This window comes from Flavobacterium croceum DSM 17960, assembly GCF_002917885.1.
Taxonomy (GTDB): domain Bacteria; phylum Bacteroidota; class Bacteroidia; order Flavobacteriales; family Flavobacteriaceae; genus Flavobacterium; species Flavobacterium croceum.
The window spans coordinates 38585-56871 of record NZ_PQNY01000014.1; the positions used below are offsets into that span (position 1 = coordinate 38585).

Sequence of the window (18287 nt, forward strand, 5' to 3'; positions counted from 1 at the left end):
CACTGATTAAGATGATTTAAAGGATTTAATCAGCGGAAATCATTTTAATCAGTGGCAGTTTTTTGCTTTTCAGCCTTGCAGACTTTTAGTCTGCCAACCAAACCTATGGACTTCTAGTCCATAGTGGTTTAGTCTTTATTCCAAATACTCCATGCTTTTTCTGCTTGAAATACAAGCATATCCAATCCGTTTTTGGTAATAGCGCCTTTTTTCTTTGCTTTTTTTAAAAATTGTGTTTCCTCAGGGTTGTAAATTAAGTCAAAAGCAATATGCTTTTCTGTAAAGTATTCGTAAGGAATAGGAGGGAACTCTTTTGTATTTGGAAAAGTACCCACAGGAGTACAGTTTATAATTATTTGATAATTTTCAAATGTTGTAATGTTTATTCTATTGTAGTCGATAGTGTGTTCTTTGGGTTCCCGAGACACAAACGTATACAAAATATCCAATTCTTCGAGTGCATATGCAATAGCTTTGGCGCTACCTCCTGTACCTAATATTAATGCTCTTTTGTGGTGTGGTTGTAGTAGAGGTTCAATAGATTTTTTAAATCCGTAATAATCAGAATTATATCCTTTTAAACTTCCATCGGGCATAAATCGTATTACATTAACAGCCTCGATAGCAGTTGCTCTTTTTGATATACTATCTAAATAGTGTATTATAGCTTCTTTGTAGGGTATGGTTACATTTAATCCTTTTAAGTTAGGATTGTTTTTTAATACTTGAGGAAATAAATCTATAGATTCTATATCAAAATTTTGGTATTCAAAATCGGTAAAAAATTCTTTTGAAAATTTTTCAGTAAAATATTTTTTTGAAAATGAATATTCAATGTTTTTTCCTATTAATCCAAAAACTTTTTTTAAATCACTCATTATTTTAGGGTTTCATTTTTTTTTATGAGATTTTGTACTTTGGCTTTTGACCATACTACAGGAAATAATTCTTCCAATAAAAATCTATTGTTATAATTGTGATTTAAAGCATTCGTTAGGTGAAATAGGCCTTTATTTTCATCAGAAATTAAAAAGTATAATCCTGCCAATCGGTACTCTATTTCATATTCGTTTAGAAAAATTGTAGCCGCTTCAGAGAGATCTTTTATTGCAGTTTCAAATTCTCCTAAGTATTGTAGCACATCGGCTAGAAATAACCAAGTATCTAGATTATCATCGCCATATTCAATACATTTTCTATAACCAAATTCGGCTTCTTCATACATGCCTATAGCTTGATTTATAGAGGCATATCGTTTCCAGTAAGCTCTATTTAGATTATCTATTGCAAGTGCTTTATTTACATAAAATAGGGCTTTTTGAAAGTTTTTTTCACGAACATAAAAATCGGTTATAGCAATCCAACCTTTGTCTAGCAATGGATCTTCGTGTACTGTTAGATTGTAAAAATGAATCGCTTGTGTTTTGTTTCCAATTTTTTCATAGCATTTTCCAATACGAAGTAAAGCATACGACGTAGGATCGTCTAATTCTAAAGTTCTTTTATAGCTTTCAATAGCTTCTTCATATTCTTTAAGACGTTCTAGAGCTTTTCCTCTTTCCATAAATGCGCCTATAAAATTTTCATCAATATAAGTCGCATATTCAAAGCTACGCACTGCATTTGGATAATCTTTTATGCCATAATAAAGTCTTCCTTTTTGATGCCATGCTATTTCGCTATACGGATTTCGATCTATATAAGTTTTTAAATATTCGATGGCTTCTTTATTTTGGTCAAGAAATTCGTAGCAATAAACTACATTGTACAGAGCAGATTGATCTTCTATATCTTCTTCAAGGCATTTAATAAAATTTTCTTTTGCTTTTTCTAGATTATCCATAAATAGATATTCCATACCCATAAGGTTATACACATCGGCATAATCTTCGGTATATTTTAAAGCTTCTTGCAAGCATTCTACAGCTTTTTGGTGGTTATCTCTTTTAGAATATATATTCGCTTTTTGTATGTATATTTCTTCGTTGGTTGGCTCTAAAGCAAAGAGTTCATTCAGCAATTTTTCGGCAATATCGAGCTTGTCTTCGTAAATAAGCATTTCTACTTGTACTAATTTTAAACCACTCGATTTTGGGTGTTGTTCTAGCCCAAGTTTTAAGGCTTTTTTTGCCAAATTGGTTTTGCCCATATCTAAGTAATGAAGTATAATGTCTTCAAATTCTTCAGAGTCGAAGAAGAAAACTTTGTTGGTTTTGAGCATCGATTCAAACTTAGATAATGATAAGTTGTAATCTTCTTCTTCGTGACTTAAATTCATAGTAATAGGGTTTGTATTATGTACTATAAATGTACATTAAATTGGTAAGTTAATAAAAAGTTTCTTTTTATGTTTTAAACAAATTAATTAACAGAATCTTACTTATATTCTTGTTGTACTTCGTTTAAGGTTTCAAGCATTATTTGGCATCCTTCTTTTATTTCTTCATTTGAAATAGTAAGAGGAGGAGTTATTCTAATGGCTTTTCCTTCAAATAATAACCAAAACAAAACGAGTCCTTTTTTATGACAACGCAAAATTACTTCATTTGTTATAGTATCACTTTCGGTCATGGCTGCAAGCATTAAACCGCGTCCTCTAATTTCTTTAATCAAAGGATGTACCAAAAGAGATCGGAATAGTTTTTCTTTTTCTAATGATTGTTTTGCGTAGTCTTTTTCGATAATTTCTTGTAACGTTGCTAAACAAGCAGCTGCAATTACAGGATGCCCACCAAAGGTAGTAATGTGCCCGAGCTTTGGGTTATGGCTTAGCAAATCCATATATTTTTCGTTAGCAATAAAGCCGCCAACAGGCATACCACCCGCCATTCCTTTACCAATAATCACAATATCTGGAACTACATTGTAATTTTCATAACCAAAAAGAGTACCTGTTCTACCAAAACCAGGTTGTATTTCGTCAATAATTAATAAAGCGCCAACTTCTTCACATCGTTTTTTTACTTTTACTAAAAAATCATTTTGTGGTTCTATAAAGCCAGCTCCGCCTTGAATGCTTTCAAGAATAATACCTGCGGTTTTGGTCGTTATTTTTTCTAAATCGGCTTCGTTATTAAAAGTTATAAAATCTACATCGGGAATAAGTGGGCGAAAAATTTGCTTTCGTTCTTCAAATCCCATAACACTCATGGAGCCCATTGTGTTGCCATGATACGCATTGTTGCATGAAATAAGTTGGCTTCTTCCTGTAACCCTACGTGCAAGTTTTAAAGCGCCTTCGGTAGCTTCTGTTCCCGAGTTTACGAGGTATACTTTATTAAGACTTTCGTGTAAGTTTTCTACCAAAAGTTTGCAGTAGGCAACTGCAGGATGTTGTGCGTATTCACCATATACCATTACGTGCGAATAGGTATTCAATTGGTCTATTATGGCTTGATTGACTCTTGGGTGTTGGTGTCCGAGAGAACAAGCCGATACACCAGCTACAAAATCTAAATATTTGTTGTTTTGCGTGTCGTAAATATAAGAACCTTTAGCATAAGAAACTTCTAATCCCAAAGGATAAGGTGAGGTTTGTGCCTGATATTTTAAAAAATCTTGAAACATAAAATAGAAATAGATGTGATTGAAACCTACTTTGGTGGAGTTTTAGCGTTTATTTTATCGTAGTTTTTGGTTTCTTTCCTTATTTTCATAGGTGCTTCATTCTTTTTATTTTCTTTTGTACTTGTCATTTTTTCTTGATGGTCTATTTCTAGCTCTTCTGGAGGAAATATTTCTTCTTTGGTTTTTATCCGTTCGTCGCCCCGCCATATAAAACCTCTTAGTTTACGAGCATTTTCTGGAAATTCAGCTTCAGGATAAATATCTCCGTCAATATTGGTAAAGAAAGTTATGGTATCTATTTTATTTCCATCTAGTTGCATATTTACTTTGCTACTTACATTTTTATTAATACCAATTAATTCTTGTTTATCGTTGCGCATATAGTAAATCACTTCGGTGTTTTTTACCATATCTACTTCATATAACTTACTATCTTTAAATTTTCCGTATAAATTTTGTCCTTTTACCTGATTGAAGCCCGTACCAATAGTATCTTTGGATATAATAAAAGCATTATTGAGTACTTTAAGTGAGTCGAGTTTTTCGGTTTTATTATTTCCGATAAGGTGCATTATATCTCCTGTAAGTTGATTGTCAAAATTCCAAAGTATAGGTTTGCCAATGAGTTTGGTAAGTGCCGTTTTTTGATCGGAATGTATAGAATCGCATTTTCCGCTCATATCTTTATTAAAAAAACGAACATTATTAAAACCTCTTATTACACGATTTCCAGTTTTTCCTGTAAGAATTAATTTTTTTGCATGAACAAACATCGAATCTTTATCGTATAAATAGCGTACAGAAGCTTTTTTGGTAATCATTACAGAATCTTTATTTTTATAAAGTTCTCCATAATGTCCTTTGATAATGGCTTTGTTTATAGAATCGGTTATGGTTACGTTTCTGGTTGCCGATGCAAATTCTTTATTTCTATCGTAATACAAACTATCTCCTTTTATGATGCGGTCTTTGTATTTTATATACGATTTTTTTACAAAATGGGCTTTGTTTGTTTTGGTATTATAAAAACCATTTTCGGTATATATAAAATTTTCATTGCTTTTAATGGTAGATGGTCCATAAAGGTACGAATGTCCAGAGTTTGTGTAGTAATCTACATGGTTTGAGTTTATTGTATATTTTGGATTTGTAATAGTTACAGCGGTTAAAAACTGATATTTTTTTTCTTTTACATAATATCTACCCGATTTGCTTTTAAGCGTATTTTCTCTATTTGTAATCGTTCCGTTATTGTTGTAGTAGGCTTGTTGTGTATTTCTATCAAAATGAATTGTATCTGTAACCAATGAAGTTTCGGGCGACTGCATAACGACACCACCTGTTGCCATTGCTTTTTTTAAGTTTCCGCTGTATTCTGCATATTTACTATTAAGAGATAATGTATCGCCTTGCGTAATTTGGACTTCGCCAAAACACTTAATGTAATTTTCTTTTGTAAAATAGTACGCTTTATTACAATACAATTTAGCACCATCGTGTTGTGCTCTTACATTGCCTTGAAGCAAAACGGCATCGGGTAAGTCGTGTTGGTTTATATCTTGAAAATCGGCATTTTCAATGACTATTTTATTCGATTTTTGTTGCCCGCATACAATTATTGTTGCCCAAAAAACAAATAGTATACTTAAAAGATATTTTTTCAAAGTACAAATTTTTTTCAAAGGTAAAAAAATCAAATTTGTATTGAGGTTTGTTAAGAAGAATTTATAAAAAAAGCTCAGTAGAATATCTTTTCTACTGAGCTTTGAGAATATTGTTTTAAGTGTTTTATTTAAAAATAGTTTGTTTTCTATCGGGCCCTACAGAAATTATTTTTATGGGTACTTCGACTTCTTTTTCAATAAAATCTATATATTGTTTTAGTTCTAAAGGTAAACTTTCGTACTTGTCTAACCCCGTTAAATTGGCATTCCAGCCTTTAAATTCGGTATAAATAGGTTGTACGTTTTCTTCCTCGATATTGAAAGGTAAATGTTTAATAGATGTGCCTTTGTAATTGTATGCTGTGCATACTTTTAAAGTGTCAAATCCAGAAAGAACATCGCCTTTCATCATCATTAACTGGGTTACTCCATTTATTTGAACGGCATATTTTAAGGCTACCAAATCGAGCCAACCACATCGACGTTTTCTACCAGTAACCGATCCAAACTCGTTTCCTACTTTCGCCATAGTATCGCCTGCTTCTGTAAAATCTTCGGTAGGGAAGGGGCCGCTTCCAACTCGGGTAGTATAAGCCTTAAAGATGCCGTATACTTCTTTTATTTTATTTGGTGCTATGCCCAAGCCTGTACAAGCTCCCGCTGCAGTTGTATTTGAAGATGTTACAAAAGGATAAGTACCAAAATCAACATCGAGTAAGCTACCTTGTGCACCTTCACACAATATAGACTTTCCTTGTTTTTGCGCTTGAGCCAAATATTCTTCGCTATCAATAAATTGAAGTTTCTTTAATTGCTCTATAGCAGCAAAAAATTCATCTTCCATTTCTTTTAGATTATACTGTATAGAAACATCATAAAAACGAATCATTTGTTCATGTTTATCGGCAAGGTTTCTGTAGCGAATGGCAAAGTCTTCTAGTTCAATGTCGCCTACACGAATACCGTTTCTACCTGTTTTGTCCATATAAGTAGGACCAATACCTTTTAGTGTAGAACCAATTTTTGCTTTTCCTTTGGCCGCTTCTGATGCTGCATCTAATAGTCGATGCGAGGGTAGTATAATGTGTGCTTTTCTTGAGATGAGTAATTTTGAAACAATATCTATTTCAAATTTTTCTAGACCTTCTATTTCTTTAACCAAAACGATTGGGTCAATTACAACGCCATTTCCTATAATATTGATAGCATTTTTATGAAATATCCCTGAAGGAATAGTGCGTAATACATGTTTTATACCATCAAATTCAAGGGTATGTCCTGCATTTGGACCTCCTTGAAATCGTGCAATAATATCATATTGTGAGGTGAGTACGTCTACAATTTTTCCTTTGCCTTCGTCGCCCCATTGTAATCCTAATAATAAATCTATTGTCATTGTTGTTGTGTTGTTGTGTAGTAGTTGTGGTTATGTAGTTTGATTTTGTTTTTTATTTGCGTAAAAATAGAGAGAGTGGTTTTGTATTTCAATTCCAAAAATATCTTCGAGTGTTTGTTTTATGGTTTGAATTCGTGGATCACAAAACTCTATTACTTCGCCTGTATCTGTCATAATAATATGATCGTGTTGTTTGTCAAAATACGATTTTTCGTAATGTGCTTGGTTTTGACCAAATTGGTGTTTACGAACCAAACCACAATCTAAAAGTAATTCTATGGTATTGTATAATGTTGCACGCGATACACGGTAGTTTTTATTCTTCATTTTGATGTATAAATTTTCTATATCAAAATGCTCATCACTATTGTAAATTTCTTGTAATATAGCGTAACGTTCGGGTGTTTTGCGGTGCCCTTTGTTTTCCAAGTAAGCTGTAAAAACAGTTTTTACAATTTCTTGATTTTTAATATTATCTTCTAGAATTTGTGTCATAGTTTGCAAAGATAATTTTTTTGTATAATCTAGTACTTAATGAGACGAAAAGTTATGAGCAATTTATGATGTAGTATATACTCTACTCACTTTATCTATGCCGTCAATTTTTCTAATATTTTCAATTAATTTTTTTAAAATAGTATTGTTTTGTACTACAACTGTAACTTGACCATTAAAAATTCCTGCATCTCCACTTAAAGAAATACTTTGTATATTTACATGCATTTGATTGGATATTACACGAGTAAGCTCGTTGGTAAGTCCTAGGGTATCCATTCCGGTTATTTTTAAAATGGCTTTGAATTCTTGTTGGGTAGAGTCAATCCATTTGGCTTGCATAATTCGATAGGCATAATTGGATTGAAGGCTTATGGCATTGGGACAGTCTTTTTTGTGAACTTTGATACCTTCGTTTATAGTAACAAAACCAAAAACATCGTCTCCAGGTATTGGGTTACAACAGTTGGAAAGTTTGTAGTCTAGACGATCATTTTCTCTACCAAATACCAATAAATCGTAATTTTTACTTATTTCGGGTCTGTTAATTTCTTCTTGTGTTGAAGTATTGTTTCTCTTTATTTTATTTTTAAAGAAATTAATAAGTGTATTGCTTTTTTGAGCGGCATAATCTTTAAGTTGCTGGTTTTCTATCGAGCCTATTCCAACTCTATAAAATAAATCTAAACTTGTTTTGAGTTTAAAAAAGTTTACCAGCTCATTTACAACACTTTCATTGAGTGTTATTTTTAAATGTCTTAATTTTCTTACGAGTAATTCTTTTCCTTCTTCGGCTATTTTTTTAATATCTTCATTAAGTACATTTCTTATTTTATTTTTAGCACGTGAAGTGGTAACATAATCGAGCCAGTTTATGGTAGGTTTTTGATTTGGTGATGTAATAATTTCTATTTGATCGCCACTTTTTAGCTCGTGGTTAAGCGGAACTAATTTTCCATTTACCCGTGTTCCTCTTGTTTTTATACCAAGTTCAGAATGTATACTAAAAGCAAAATCTAAAGAAGTTGCTCCTTTGGGTAACGATTTTATTTCTCCTTTTGGGGTAAAAACAAATATTTCTTTGGCGTATAGATTAAGTTTAAAGTCTTCTACAAAATCTACTGCGTTGGTCTCGGAGTTTTCTAAGGCTTCTTTTAATAAATTAAGCCAAGTATCTAAACCACTTTCTTCTGTAGCGCCTTGTTTGTATTTGTAGTGTGCGGCATAACCTTTTTCTGCAATTTCATCCATTCGTTCGCTACGCACTTGAATTTCTACCCATCTCCCTTTTGGCCCCATAACCGTTATGTGTAGTGCTTCGTATCCTGTAGATTTTGGAGATGATATCCAATCTCTTAATCTGCTTGGACTCGGACGGTAATGATCGGTAACTATAGAGTAAATTTTCCAAGCTATGAATTTTTCATCGTGCGGATCAGATTTGTATATAATTCGTAGAGCAAACTTGTCGTAGACTTCATCAAAAGTTACATTTTGAACAAGCATTTTTCTTCTGATAGAATATATAGATTTTGGTCTGCCTTTTATTACATATTCTACACCTTCTTCGTCTAACGATTTTTTTAAAACATCAGATACCAATTTTATGTATGCTTCTTGTTCTTCTTTGGTTTCTTTAATTTTTGCAACAATATCTTTGTATATTTCTGGCTCGGTATATTTTAATCCTAAATCTTCTAATTGTGTTTTTATGTTGTACAAGCCTAATCGATGTGCTAAAGGTGCGTAGATGTACAAAGTTTCTGAAGCAATTTTTACTTGTTTGTAATCGGGCATAGAATCCATAGTTTGCATATTGTGCAATCTATCGGCTATTTTAATTAATATTACCCTAACATCATCATTTAAGGTAAGCAACATTTTTCTGAAATTTTCCGCTTGAAGCGAAATATTCATGTCTTTTTTTACCTGAGATATTTTGGTAAGCCCTGCTACAATTTGTGCAATTTTTGGATTGAACATTTTTTCCAAATCTTGCACAGTAATTGGCGTATCTTCTACCACATCATGCAACAAAGCAGCAGCAATGCCAGTAGCGCCCAAACCAATTTCTGAAGCTACTATTTTTGCCACACCTATAGGATGAAAAATGTATGCCTCGCCCGATTTGCGTCGTTGTTCTTTATGGGCATCTACAGCTACATCAAAGGCTTTGCGTATAAGTTTTTTATCATCTTCTGTGAGTGTTTGATAACTTACACGCAGTAACTCTTTGTATTCTCTAGCTAGGGCTTTTTTTTCTTCTTCTAAATCTATTTCTATCATAGCTTTTTGTTCATTTCACTAAAATAGAAAATAAAATTTAGTTTGCCAAATGCTAATTGTTTTTCTTTGTAAAATATAAGTCTTGAAAATCGTAACTAAAATCAGTTAAGTCTGAAATAGCTTTCATGCTAAAATTTTTATTGCTTGGGTTGAAATATAGGTAAGCATCTGCATTGAATGTTCTGGTATTCCATTTTACTACAAATGTATTGTCTTTGTAAAAAAATAATTCTCCAGCAAGTTTGGGCGAACGTACAGAAGCGAAATACATTTTTCCTTTTTTCTCAGTAATAATTACATCACCAAACCACGCATCAGTATATGTTCCGGTATATAAATGGGGTTGAACCGTAATTTTATTTTTGGTATTGTTTTCTACAATATTCCAAACTTCGGCAAGGGCTTTATCATCATTATCTTCATTTTGTTGCACATTTTTACCTAATCTTTCTACATGGTCTGTAGTTGCAAAATTGTAATAACGATCTTTTATAGTATTGGAAATGGCAGTAAATGCAGCGCCAGATTGTTGATTTGTAAGCACGATGATTCCTAAATTTATATCGGGAAACATCATGGTTTGTGTAACAATGCCTTCAAGACCACCTGTGTGCGAAACTTGTAAATGTCCGTTTATATCTGTGAGTCGCCAACCTAAACCATAGGTATCGAAATTACAAGTATATGGAAATAATTTTCTAACAGGCATAATGGTTTGCGAAGTCCACATTTCTTTGTGTTGTTTTTCAGAAACAATTCTTTTTCCGTTGTAAGTACCTTTATTCATTTGCATAATAAGCCAATTACTTAGCTCGTTGGTATTGGTATATAAACCTGCGGCAGCATCAAAAATAGGATTTGTGTAGCGTTTAATAATTTGTAATTGACCTTTTACAGGTACATGTGGCACAATAACATTGGTAGTATCTTGAACTCGGTTCCAAGAAGACGCACTTTTTTTCATATCCAAAGGTTGCATAATGCGTTCTTCTACAAAGTCGTTCCAACTTTTACCGCTTACTTTTGCTACAACTTCTCCTGCAATAACATAGAGTAAATTATCGTAATCGTATTTGGTTCTAAAAGCTGAAACAGGTTTTAAATATTGAATATTATTGATGATGTCTTTTGACGTAAAATTATGTCCATCTGGCCAAATCATTAAATCGCCTGCACCTAAACCAAGTCCGCTACGATGTGTGAGCAAATCTCTTATTGTAAATTCTTGAGTAACATACTCATTATACATTTTAAATTCAGGTAGGTATTTAATTACTTTATCGTCCCAATTGAGTTTACCTTCGTCTACCAAAATTGCGAGTGCTGTTGCGGTAAAGGCTTTACTGTTTGAAGCTATTCCGAATAAAGTATTTCCATCTACTTTTTCCTTAGTTTTTATACTTTTTACGCCGTAACCTTTAGAAATAACTATTTTACCATCTTTTACAATAGCAACTGCAATTCCTGGAACATTAAATGTACTCATTGTTTTTTCGACTACTTTGTCCAACTCTTGTTCGGTTATTTGGGCTTGTAGTGTAAAACCTAATAACAATAGTAGTATGTGAAATAGTTCTTTCATTTTTTTAGTTATTTAGTATTCGTTTAATGTCAAATTCAATGTCAATGGCAATTTCAATATCAATATCAATGTCAATGTCAAATTCAAATTCAAATTCAATGGCAATATCAATGTCAATATCAATGGCAATATTAGTAATTGTTTTTCTTTGTTTGGCTATGGTTTAAAATCTCTTTGTCTTTTTGCTTCAAATATCAATATGGCTGCGGCTACAGAAACATTCATAGAATCAATGACTCCTTGCATGGGTATATTAATATTTTGATATGCTTGGGTACGCCAAATCTGGGTAAGTCCTGTAGCTTCTGTACCTACAACTAGGGCTGTAGGTTTGGTATAATTTTCTACATGATAGCTATTTGAGTTTTGTAATGTAGCACTATAAAATTTGATTTTATTTTGGTTTAAAAATGCAATAACATCTTCATTGCTCGCTACCGCAATTTGGTTGGTAAATAGGCATCCTACGCTAGAACGAACAACGTTTGGATTATACAAATCGGTTTTGGTATTTGCCAAAATAACAGCATCGACTTTGGCAGCATCACAAGTACGCAGCATAGCTCCAATATTGCCAGGTTTCTCTATGTTTTCCATAACTAAAATGAGAGGATTTTTTGGCAATTTTAAATCGATAAGTGCATGGTTTTTACATTTTGCAACAGCAATAATGCCTTCGGTAGTATCTCGATATGCTAATTTACTGTAGACCTCTTTCGAAATTTCAATGGTCTCTACATCATTGATTTTTTTAATAAATAAATGATCTTCAAACATATCGGTACAAACTAAAATTTGCTCCAAAGTATAATTACCTTTGAGAGCAAGTTCTATTTCACGTTTTCCTTCAATAATAAAATTACCCGATTTTTTTCTGGCTTTTGCTTTTTCTTGTAGTAAAAGCAATGATTTTATCAGCGGATTTTGTACAGATGTAATTTGTTTGTTCATTAATTTACAAATCTTGATTTGTATTGCTTTCTTCTTTTGGTCTAGATACTTCGTGTTCTTTTTTGCCAAATAAAAACTTTTTAATTCCTGCAAAAGCAGCAATTATAGCCAATATAATGGCTTTTCCAAATTTTGCTATTACTGCAAAAAAACCTGCTTTTGCCAATACTTTTCCTGCAACCAAACCACCTATAGTCCAAGCCGCAACATTATCTGTAGAAGAGTCAAAGTCGGAATATTTACTACCCTCATTAAATTGAATACTATTGATAACACTTGGAATGGTAGCTTTTACTTCATTTAACTGATTTATTGCTGCTACTGCAGATACATTAAACATACCAGTTCTTCCAAGTACTCTTAAATCGTAATTTAGTGTACTTTCTTTGTCATTGCCAAAACGTAACTCTTTTGCCCAATGTAATACCTTTAAATTATTATCATAATATGGTTTTGAAGCCCATCCTACAAGTGTAATGGCTGGATATCCTGCTTTTTTTCTTTCTGTATTAGCTTCATTGGTGTCTTTTTTCATTTCTTTAAGTAAATCGTCATAGTTGATATCGTTTGCATCGTCATCTTCTACATGTCCATCTTCTTGATATGTTATTACAAACATCCAACTATTGGAAAAAGTAACGCCATTATTTTCGGGTAATAACGCGCCTAAAATACTCGTGTCTTCAGGATTTCCCCACAAATCTTTAAGAACATATTGTGTTTGTTTTGCATCAAGGAATTTGAATCCTTTAGGCACATTTAAAGTTGCTTTTTGAGTTACAAAGGGAATTTTTCCGTGTTCGTATTTCATTGAAGCTTCAATTTTTTCAAAGTCTAGAAGCTTTTCGTTTTGTCCAAAAGTAATAAGGTTTACTAAAAAAGTTAAAATTAGGAGTAGTGTTTTTTTCATTTTAATTAATTTAAATTTATAAAATTCCTCGGGCTTTAATTTCAAGATATTTATTTATGGTATCTATAGTAAGGTTTTCAGGTTGTGTAAGTACCGAATGTATACCGTATTTTTTTAATTCGTTGGCAATAAGTTTTTTTTCGAATATAAATTTTTCGGCAATTGTTTTGTCGTAAATTTCTTGTAGGGTAGAGGCTTTATTTTTTGTAATTTGATGTAGCTCTGTATTTTGAAAAAATACAACCACTAATAAATGGTTTTTTGCTATAGCTTTAAGATAAGGTAATTGTCGGTTCAGTCCGTCTAACGTTTCAAAATTTGTGTACAATATAAGTAAGCTTCGGTGTTTGATATTTGTTTTTACCTCAGCATATAATTTTGAATAATCACTTTCATAATAAGCATTGTCTATATTGTATAAATTTTCTGTTATGTATTGCATTTGCAATCCTTTTCTATCGGCAGTAACTCTATTGTTTATTGTTTTTGAAAAGGCAAGCATTCCTGCTTTGTCGTGCTTTTTAATAATAACATTCGAGAGTACCAATGAAGCGTTTACGGCATAATCTAGCAAGCTCATTTCGTTAAATGGCATTTTCATGGTACGACCTTTATCTATAAGCATATATACATTTTGTGATTTTTCATCTTGAAACTGGTTTACCATTAAATTGTTTTTTTTGGCAGTAGCATTCCAGTTTATGGTACGTAAATCGTCGCCCAAAACATATTCTTTTATCTGCTCAAATTCCATAGTATGTCCAATACGGCGAATTTTTTTCATGCCATAATCAGTCAATCTATTTGAAAAAGCAATTAAATCGTATTTGCGTAATTGCATAAACGACGGATACACTTTTACCAAAGCATCGCCATCAAAACTATATCGTTTAGAAACCAAGCCTAATGCTGTAGCTGTATAAATATTTAAGTTTCCAAAACGATATTCGCCTCTTGTATTAGGTTTTATAGTATATGTGTATTCTAATGTTTGAAAGCTTTTTATGGTTCGATTAATTTCAAAATTTCTTATCTGAAATTGAATAGGAATTTCATCAATAAGTTTGGTTTTTATTAAAAATGAATAATTATTCTTTATAATAATTCCAATGGGGTTTTTATCGCCATTCGACAATTTTTCGGGTGTAATACGTTGGGCAGTAATACCTGTTTTTTTTGAAAATAAAAGAATTATATCCAAACAAAACACTATAAATAAAATAAGTAACAGCATTTTGGATATTGCAAAAAGCGGCAAAAATCCAAACGAAATTCCAAATAATATTGTAATTCCTATTACTAAATAGAAAAACAAAGGGTTGATATAGAGTTGCTTAAAAAATTTCAAAATGCTATTGTTTGGTTTAATTATCGAGGAATTTCTACACCATCTACAATTTGTTTAATAATATCTTCGCTTTTCATACCTTCCATTTCGCGTTCTGGAGTTACAATTACACGATGTTGTAGTACAGGTACAGCTGCTTCTTTTATATCTTCGGGGGTTACAAAATCTCTGCCATTTAGTGCCGCATAACCTTTGGAAGCATTTAGTATTGCTATAGATGCACGAGGAGAAGCACCCAAATACAAAAACGCATTTTCGCGTGTGTTGGAAACAATTTTTGCTATATATTCTAATAAATTCGTGTCTACAACAATTTGTTTGACTAGATTTTGAAAAGCTACTATATTTTGCCCAGATACTACAGCTTGTATATCTTCAAGTTTATTTTTATTTTGTAGTGTGTGTTCTTTTTGTAATAATAAAATTTCTTCTGCAAGTTGCGGGTATTTTACATTGATTTTAAATAAAAATCTATCGAGTTGAGCTTCGGGTAATCTATATGTACCTTCTTGCTCTATAGGGTTTTGGGTTGCCAATACCAAAAATGGGTTTTGCATTTCATATTTTGTACCATCTATGGTTATTTGTCTTTCTTCCATGACTTCAAATAAAGCGGCTTGTGTTTTTGCGGGCGCTCTATTTATTTCATCAATTAGAATTAAATTTGAAAAAATTGGGCCTTTTTTAAACTCAAATTCCGATTTTTTCATATCAAAAATAGAAGTTCCTAAAATATCAGAAGGCATTAAATCGGGTGTAAATTGTATTCGGCTAAATCCTATTGAAATAGTTTTGGCTAACAATTTTGCGGTTATAGTTTTGGCTACTCCAGGCACACCTTCTATAAGTACATGACCGTTTGCAAGTAATGCTACCAAGAGTTGATCTATCATTTTTTGTTGGCCTACAATTACTTTGCTTATTTCGGCTCTAATTTTTCCCACACCTTCTTTTAAGGGTTGTAAATCAATTCTGTTTTCAAAAGAAGGTGTTGTATTTTCTTGGTTATCAAATTGTTGTTCCATATTTTTATTAACTAAGTATGATTTCTATTGCTTTATTAAGTTCTATTAAGTCGCTTTCTATAGCTTGATGTTTAGAAGATTTATGAAAATTGATAAGCTTTACCAAGTGTTTCACATCGTCTAGCGGTTTACCCGTTTTTTGGTGTAGTTTTTCAACAAAATCTTCGTTCAAATTTGAAGTATCTATATAATATTCGCTTCGTATTTTTTCGAGAAAGTAAATAATTTTTTTGTCAATCATGTTTTGATGATTTCCCTCTTGAAAGTATAAATTTCCAATGGTTTTTGTAAACTCTACAGTAGTATTTGTAACAGGTTTTATAATAGGTACGATACGTTGTTTTCTTTTGGCATAAAAAATAATAAAAAGTAATAAACCCAAAAGAAAAATCCGCCATGCCCATAATAAAGGAGGTGTTTTTTTTATGAATTGAAGTATGCCTAGCTCTTTTAACTCTTCTTCAGTTAGATTAGTATGACCTATCCAATATACATTTGCAATATTTTTGGGTAAATAAGACAGTACCTTTTCTGTATACAAATAATGATTTTTTTTATTTAGTAAATAATAGTTTATAAAGGCTTGAGGTTGTGTGTGAATGAGAAAAAATCCTTTTTTATATTTTACTTTAATAAAATCGGCAACTTTTTTGTTTTTAAAGAGGTGATACCCCAAAACCGTAGTAGTTTTGATGTTATATTTATTAAAATAAACATTTTCGGCACCCAAATTATATTTATAATGCGTTGTTGGATTGTCGCATAATGTAACAGTTAAGCTATCTTTGTTTATCATTTCTAGAACAGAATTAATACCCAAAGAATCTTTAAGCATTGGCGGAAAATCGGTAGCGCTAATAAACGTAGTATTACCAAGAGCTGTAAATTTTAGTATTTTTTCGAATGAATTTTTGTCAATTCTACTAAACTCAGAAACATAAAACAATAGCCCTTTTAGCTCAGATACTGTATCTTGTGTTGTATTGTTGTAATAGTCTGTATTATCGTAGCTCTCAATCACAATACTATCTAATTCTCTATCAAGAGTATCGGGCACGATTTCTTCAACAGTATTTGTCGTTTCGTAGTCTGAATCTCCTGTAACATATTCGTAAAAAGACTTATTTACTTTTTTTATGTTACTTTCAGGAAATAACGATTTCATTTGATGGTCTAAAACATACAAACCAAACGGAATTTTATCGGTGGTACTATATGTATGATTCCAATCTATTTCTTTGGGTTTAAAATACTCAATCAACCCAAGCGATACAAGAAGTAATACAAATAAAGCAATGATTATTTTTAATGTTTTATCCATATTATAATTCTTGTATTATTTTTTGAAACTTACTCTTTGCCAATTCAAACTCATACTGCTTTAAATCGAACATTCCGTACCAAGTATATTCGTATATTTGAGAGGCATAAGCAAAATCTTTTCTGTTTTTTTCAAACTTTATTTCATACAGATATTCTCTATTGGTTTTTTCAGGATGCCAATCGATATAATTTTTATCACTCAATTTTTTGAGTAGCCATAAGTAGTAATACCTTATTGCCAATCGGTAATCGTTATTTTCCAATACATTTGAGATAATTTCTTCAAAATTTACTTTATTTATATCAATGTCGATAGCCTCTAAATCGGTTTCAATTAATTTTGGATTTTTTGTAAACCACCAACTACCATCTTTATACAAAAACAGTTTTACAATATAAATTAAGGTTATACCAATAAGTATATAAAGAGCAATTTTTACAATGTATGCTATAATTTTTGATGTTTGTATAATCCCATCGGGATTTTTATCTAATGAAAAAAGTTCATTTAGCCACCTTAAAAAGCGTGTCCATAAAGATTCCGATTCTTTTTGAGTTTCATATATAAAGTCAGCATCTTTGTATTGCTCTTTAAAATTTGTACTAAAATTTCTAGAATATGTCGGTTCGTTTGTTTTAACTATTGTCGTTAATGAATCTTGCGAGGTTTTCTCGTCACTTTTCAAAAGATCGTAGGCATGGCAGTATATGCCAAAAAATAAGACTAGAAATACTATTTTAAATTTATGAGGCATGTATACTATTTTTATAAACTTTTTGAAATACTCTTTTTGGATACAATAAAAAATAATAAGAAATTCCAGATAATGTTACGGCAATTATAAAAATATTCATTATCAAAGGCATTTCTTTTGACCATCGGGTAATAAAACCTTCTATAAAACCCGCCGCTATAGTAAAAGGTATTGTAGCAATATAAATTTTTATACTATCTCCAAAACCAATTTTAAGAGAGTCGGTTCTTGAATAAGTTTTTGGAAAAAATAGAGATGCCGCAAGAATAAACCCACAAGCAGCTTCTATTATCATGCTAAAAATTTCCATGCTACCGTGCAACCAAATTCCTTTTATGCTTTGCCATAATACGCCTTGTTGGTAAAAAAAGTATTGAAAACAACCAACCATAGAACTATTTTGTAGTAACATGTAAAATGTAAGTATTCCGCCAGTAAGCCCAGATATATACATTTTGGCACCTACTTTTATATTATTTATGGTTATACCCAAAAAGCTACTTATTTCTCCCGAACTTTTATAAATAGCAACTGGATTTCCTTTTTTAATATTTTCTAATGTAGTGTTTACATACTCGTCACCAAAAAATGAACGGGCATAAGTTTCATCATATTTTGTTGAAATAATTCCAATGAATAAAAATGCAAAAAACAATACAAAAGCAAATAAAAAATAAGAACGATATTGGTAACACAACAACGGAACTTCTTGCTTAAAAAAATAAGAAATTTTATTTTTTTCTAATCTTTTGGTCTTGTATATTTTTTGATAAATATTTGATGCTAAATAATTTAAGTATACTGTAGTCTTGCTTTTTGGGTAAAATGTTTGGGCATAAGATAAATCATTTACCAAATGAATGTATAAATTTGCCAACTCATCAGGATTTTTAGTAGATTTACCAAAAATTGCTTGTTCAAATTCAAGCCATTTTTCTTTATTTTGTTTTATAAAAGCAACCTCTCTCATAGAAAGCGAAAATAA

15 protein-coding genes are annotated in these 18287 nt (G+C 31.5%); all 15 read right to left on the reverse strand.

Annotated features, from left to right (window positions below; all coding sequences use genetic code 11):
• Positions 1-128: 128 nt before the first annotated feature.
• The 15 genes from Q361_RS10685 to Q361_RS10755 all read right to left on the reverse strand — a co-directional run bounded on the left by Q361_RS10685 (position 129) and on the right by Q361_RS10755 (position 18272).
• The gene (locus Q361_RS10685; RefSeq protein WP_103726723.1) at positions 129-878 is read right to left on the reverse strand and encodes a shikimate dehydrogenase family protein; all 750 of its coding nucleotides are present in this window, start codon (positions 876-878) and stop codon (positions 129-131) included.
• On the reverse strand, positions 878-2278 hold the full coding sequence (locus tag Q361_RS10690; RefSeq protein WP_103726724.1) for a tetratricopeptide repeat protein: 1401 nt from the start codon (positions 2276-2278) through the stop codon (positions 878-880). Before Q361_RS10690 ends, Q361_RS10685 begins: the two co-directional genes overlap by 1 nt.
• 98 nt (positions 2279-2376) lie before the next feature.
• Positions 2377-3567, reverse strand: a complete 1191-nt coding sequence (locus tag Q361_RS10695) for an aspartate aminotransferase family protein (protein ID WP_103726725.1) — start codon at positions 3565-3567, stop codon at positions 2377-2379.
• 26 nt (positions 3568-3593) lie between these two features.
• Positions 3594-5231, reverse strand: coding sequence for an OstA-like protein (locus tag Q361_RS10700; protein ID WP_103726756.1), 1638 nt, complete (start codon positions 5229-5231; stop codon positions 3594-3596).
• Positions 5232-5355: 124 nt separating this feature from the next.
• Positions 5356-6627: an adenylosuccinate synthase gene (locus Q361_RS10705; RefSeq protein WP_103726726.1), complete on the reverse strand. Its 1272-nt coding sequence runs from the start codon at positions 6625-6627 to the stop codon at positions 5356-5358.
• Between the two features lie 30 nt (positions 6628-6657).
• Positions 6658-7122 carry a Fur family transcriptional regulator gene (locus Q361_RS10710; RefSeq protein ID WP_103726727.1) on the reverse strand — a complete coding sequence of 155 codons (465 nt, stop codon included), beginning with the start codon at positions 7120-7122 and terminating at the stop codon, positions 6658-6660.
• A 63-nt stretch (positions 7123-7185) separates the two neighbouring features.
• Entirely contained in the window at positions 7186-9408 is a 2223-nt protein-coding gene (locus Q361_RS10715) for a RelA/SpoT family protein (protein ID WP_103726728.1), read from the reverse strand.
• A gap of 52 nt (positions 9409-9460) precedes the next feature.
• Positions 9461-10990: a serine hydrolase gene (locus tag Q361_RS10720; protein WP_103726729.1), complete on the reverse strand. Its 1530-nt coding sequence runs from the start codon at positions 10988-10990 to the stop codon at positions 9461-9463.
• A gap of 156 nt (positions 10991-11146) precedes the next feature.
• Positions 11147-11941 (reverse strand): TrmH family RNA methyltransferase, encoded by a 795-nt coding sequence (locus tag Q361_RS10725; RefSeq protein WP_103726730.1) that lies wholly within the window; start codon positions 11939-11941, stop codon positions 11147-11149.
• A gap of 4 nt (positions 11942-11945) precedes the next feature.
• Positions 11946-12851 (reverse strand): DUF2167 domain-containing protein, encoded by a 906-nt coding sequence (locus Q361_RS10730; RefSeq protein WP_103726731.1) that lies wholly within the window; start codon positions 12849-12851, stop codon positions 11946-11948.
• Positions 12852-12867: 16 nt separating this feature from the next.
• On the reverse strand, positions 12868-14199 hold the full coding sequence (locus tag Q361_RS10735; protein WP_103726732.1) for a DUF58 domain-containing protein: 1332 nt from the start codon (positions 14197-14199) through the stop codon (positions 12868-12870).
• Between the two features lie 20 nt (positions 14200-14219).
• Positions 14220-15224, reverse strand: a complete 1005-nt coding sequence (locus Q361_RS10740) for an AAA family ATPase (RefSeq protein ID WP_103726733.1) — start codon at positions 15222-15224, stop codon at positions 14220-14222.
• Positions 15225-15231: 7 nt separating this feature from the next.
• Positions 15232-16545: a hypothetical protein gene (locus Q361_RS10745; RefSeq protein WP_103726734.1), complete on the reverse strand. Its 1314-nt coding sequence runs from the start codon at positions 16543-16545 to the stop codon at positions 15232-15234.
• A gap of 1 nt (position 16546) precedes the next feature.
• Positions 16547-17302: a DUF4129 domain-containing protein gene (locus Q361_RS10750; RefSeq protein WP_103726735.1), complete on the reverse strand. Its 756-nt coding sequence runs from the start codon at positions 17300-17302 to the stop codon at positions 16547-16549.
• Positions 17292-18272 carry a stage II sporulation protein M gene (locus Q361_RS10755; protein WP_103726736.1) on the reverse strand — a complete coding sequence of 327 codons (981 nt, stop codon included), beginning with the start codon at positions 18270-18272 and terminating at the stop codon, positions 17292-17294. The genes Q361_RS10750 and Q361_RS10755 overlap by 11 nt, the downstream gene beginning before the upstream one ends.
• Positions 18273-18287: the final 15 nt, after the last annotated feature.

Excerpts from the sequence above, each read along its gene's own strand:
- Q361_RS10685 (WP_103726723.1), bottom strand. The coding sequence starts at position 878 with ATGAGTGATTTAAAAAAAGTTTTTGGATTAATAGGAAAAAACATTGAA.
- Q361_RS10690 (WP_103726724.1), bottom strand. The coding sequence starts at position 2,278 with ATGAATTTAAGTCACGAAGAAGAAGATTACAACTTATCATTATCTAAG.
- Q361_RS10695 (WP_103726725.1), bottom strand. The coding sequence starts at position 3,567 with ATGTTTCAAGATTTTTTAAAATATCAGGCACAAACCTCACCTTATCCT.
- Q361_RS10705 (WP_103726726.1), bottom strand. The coding sequence starts at position 6,627 with ATGACAATAGATTTATTATTAGGATTACAATGGGGCGACGAAGGCAAA.
- Q361_RS10710 (WP_103726727.1), bottom strand. The coding sequence starts at position 7,122 with ATGACACAAATTCTAGAAGATAATATTAAAAATCAAGAAATTGTAAAA.
- Q361_RS10715 (WP_103726728.1), bottom strand. The coding sequence starts at position 9,408 with ATGATAGAAATAGATTTAGAAGAAGAAAAAAAAGCCCTAGCTAGAGAA.
- Q361_RS10720 (WP_103726729.1), bottom strand. The coding sequence starts at position 10,990 with ATGAAAGAACTATTTCACATACTACTATTGTTATTAGGTTTTACACTA.
- Q361_RS10725 (WP_103726730.1), bottom strand. The coding sequence starts at position 11,941 with ATGAACAAACAAATTACATCTGTACAAAATCCGCTGATAAAATCATTG.
- Q361_RS10730 (WP_103726731.1), bottom strand. The coding sequence starts at position 12,851 with ATGAAAAAAACACTACTCCTAATTTTAACTTTTTTAGTAAACCTTATT.
- Q361_RS10740 (WP_103726733.1), bottom strand. The coding sequence starts at position 15,224 with ATGGAACAACAATTTGATAACCAAGAAAATACAACACCTTCTTTTGAA.
- Q361_RS10745 (WP_103726734.1), bottom strand. The coding sequence starts at position 16,545 with ATGGATAAAACATTAAAAATAATCATTGCTTTATTTGTATTACTTCTT.
- Q361_RS10750 (WP_103726735.1), bottom strand. The coding sequence starts at position 17,302 with ATGCCTCATAAATTTAAAATAGTATTTCTAGTCTTATTTTTTGGCATA.
- Q361_RS10755 (WP_103726736.1), bottom strand. The coding sequence starts at position 18,272 with ATGAGAGAGGTTGCTTTTATAAAACAAAATAAAGAAAAATGGCTTGAA.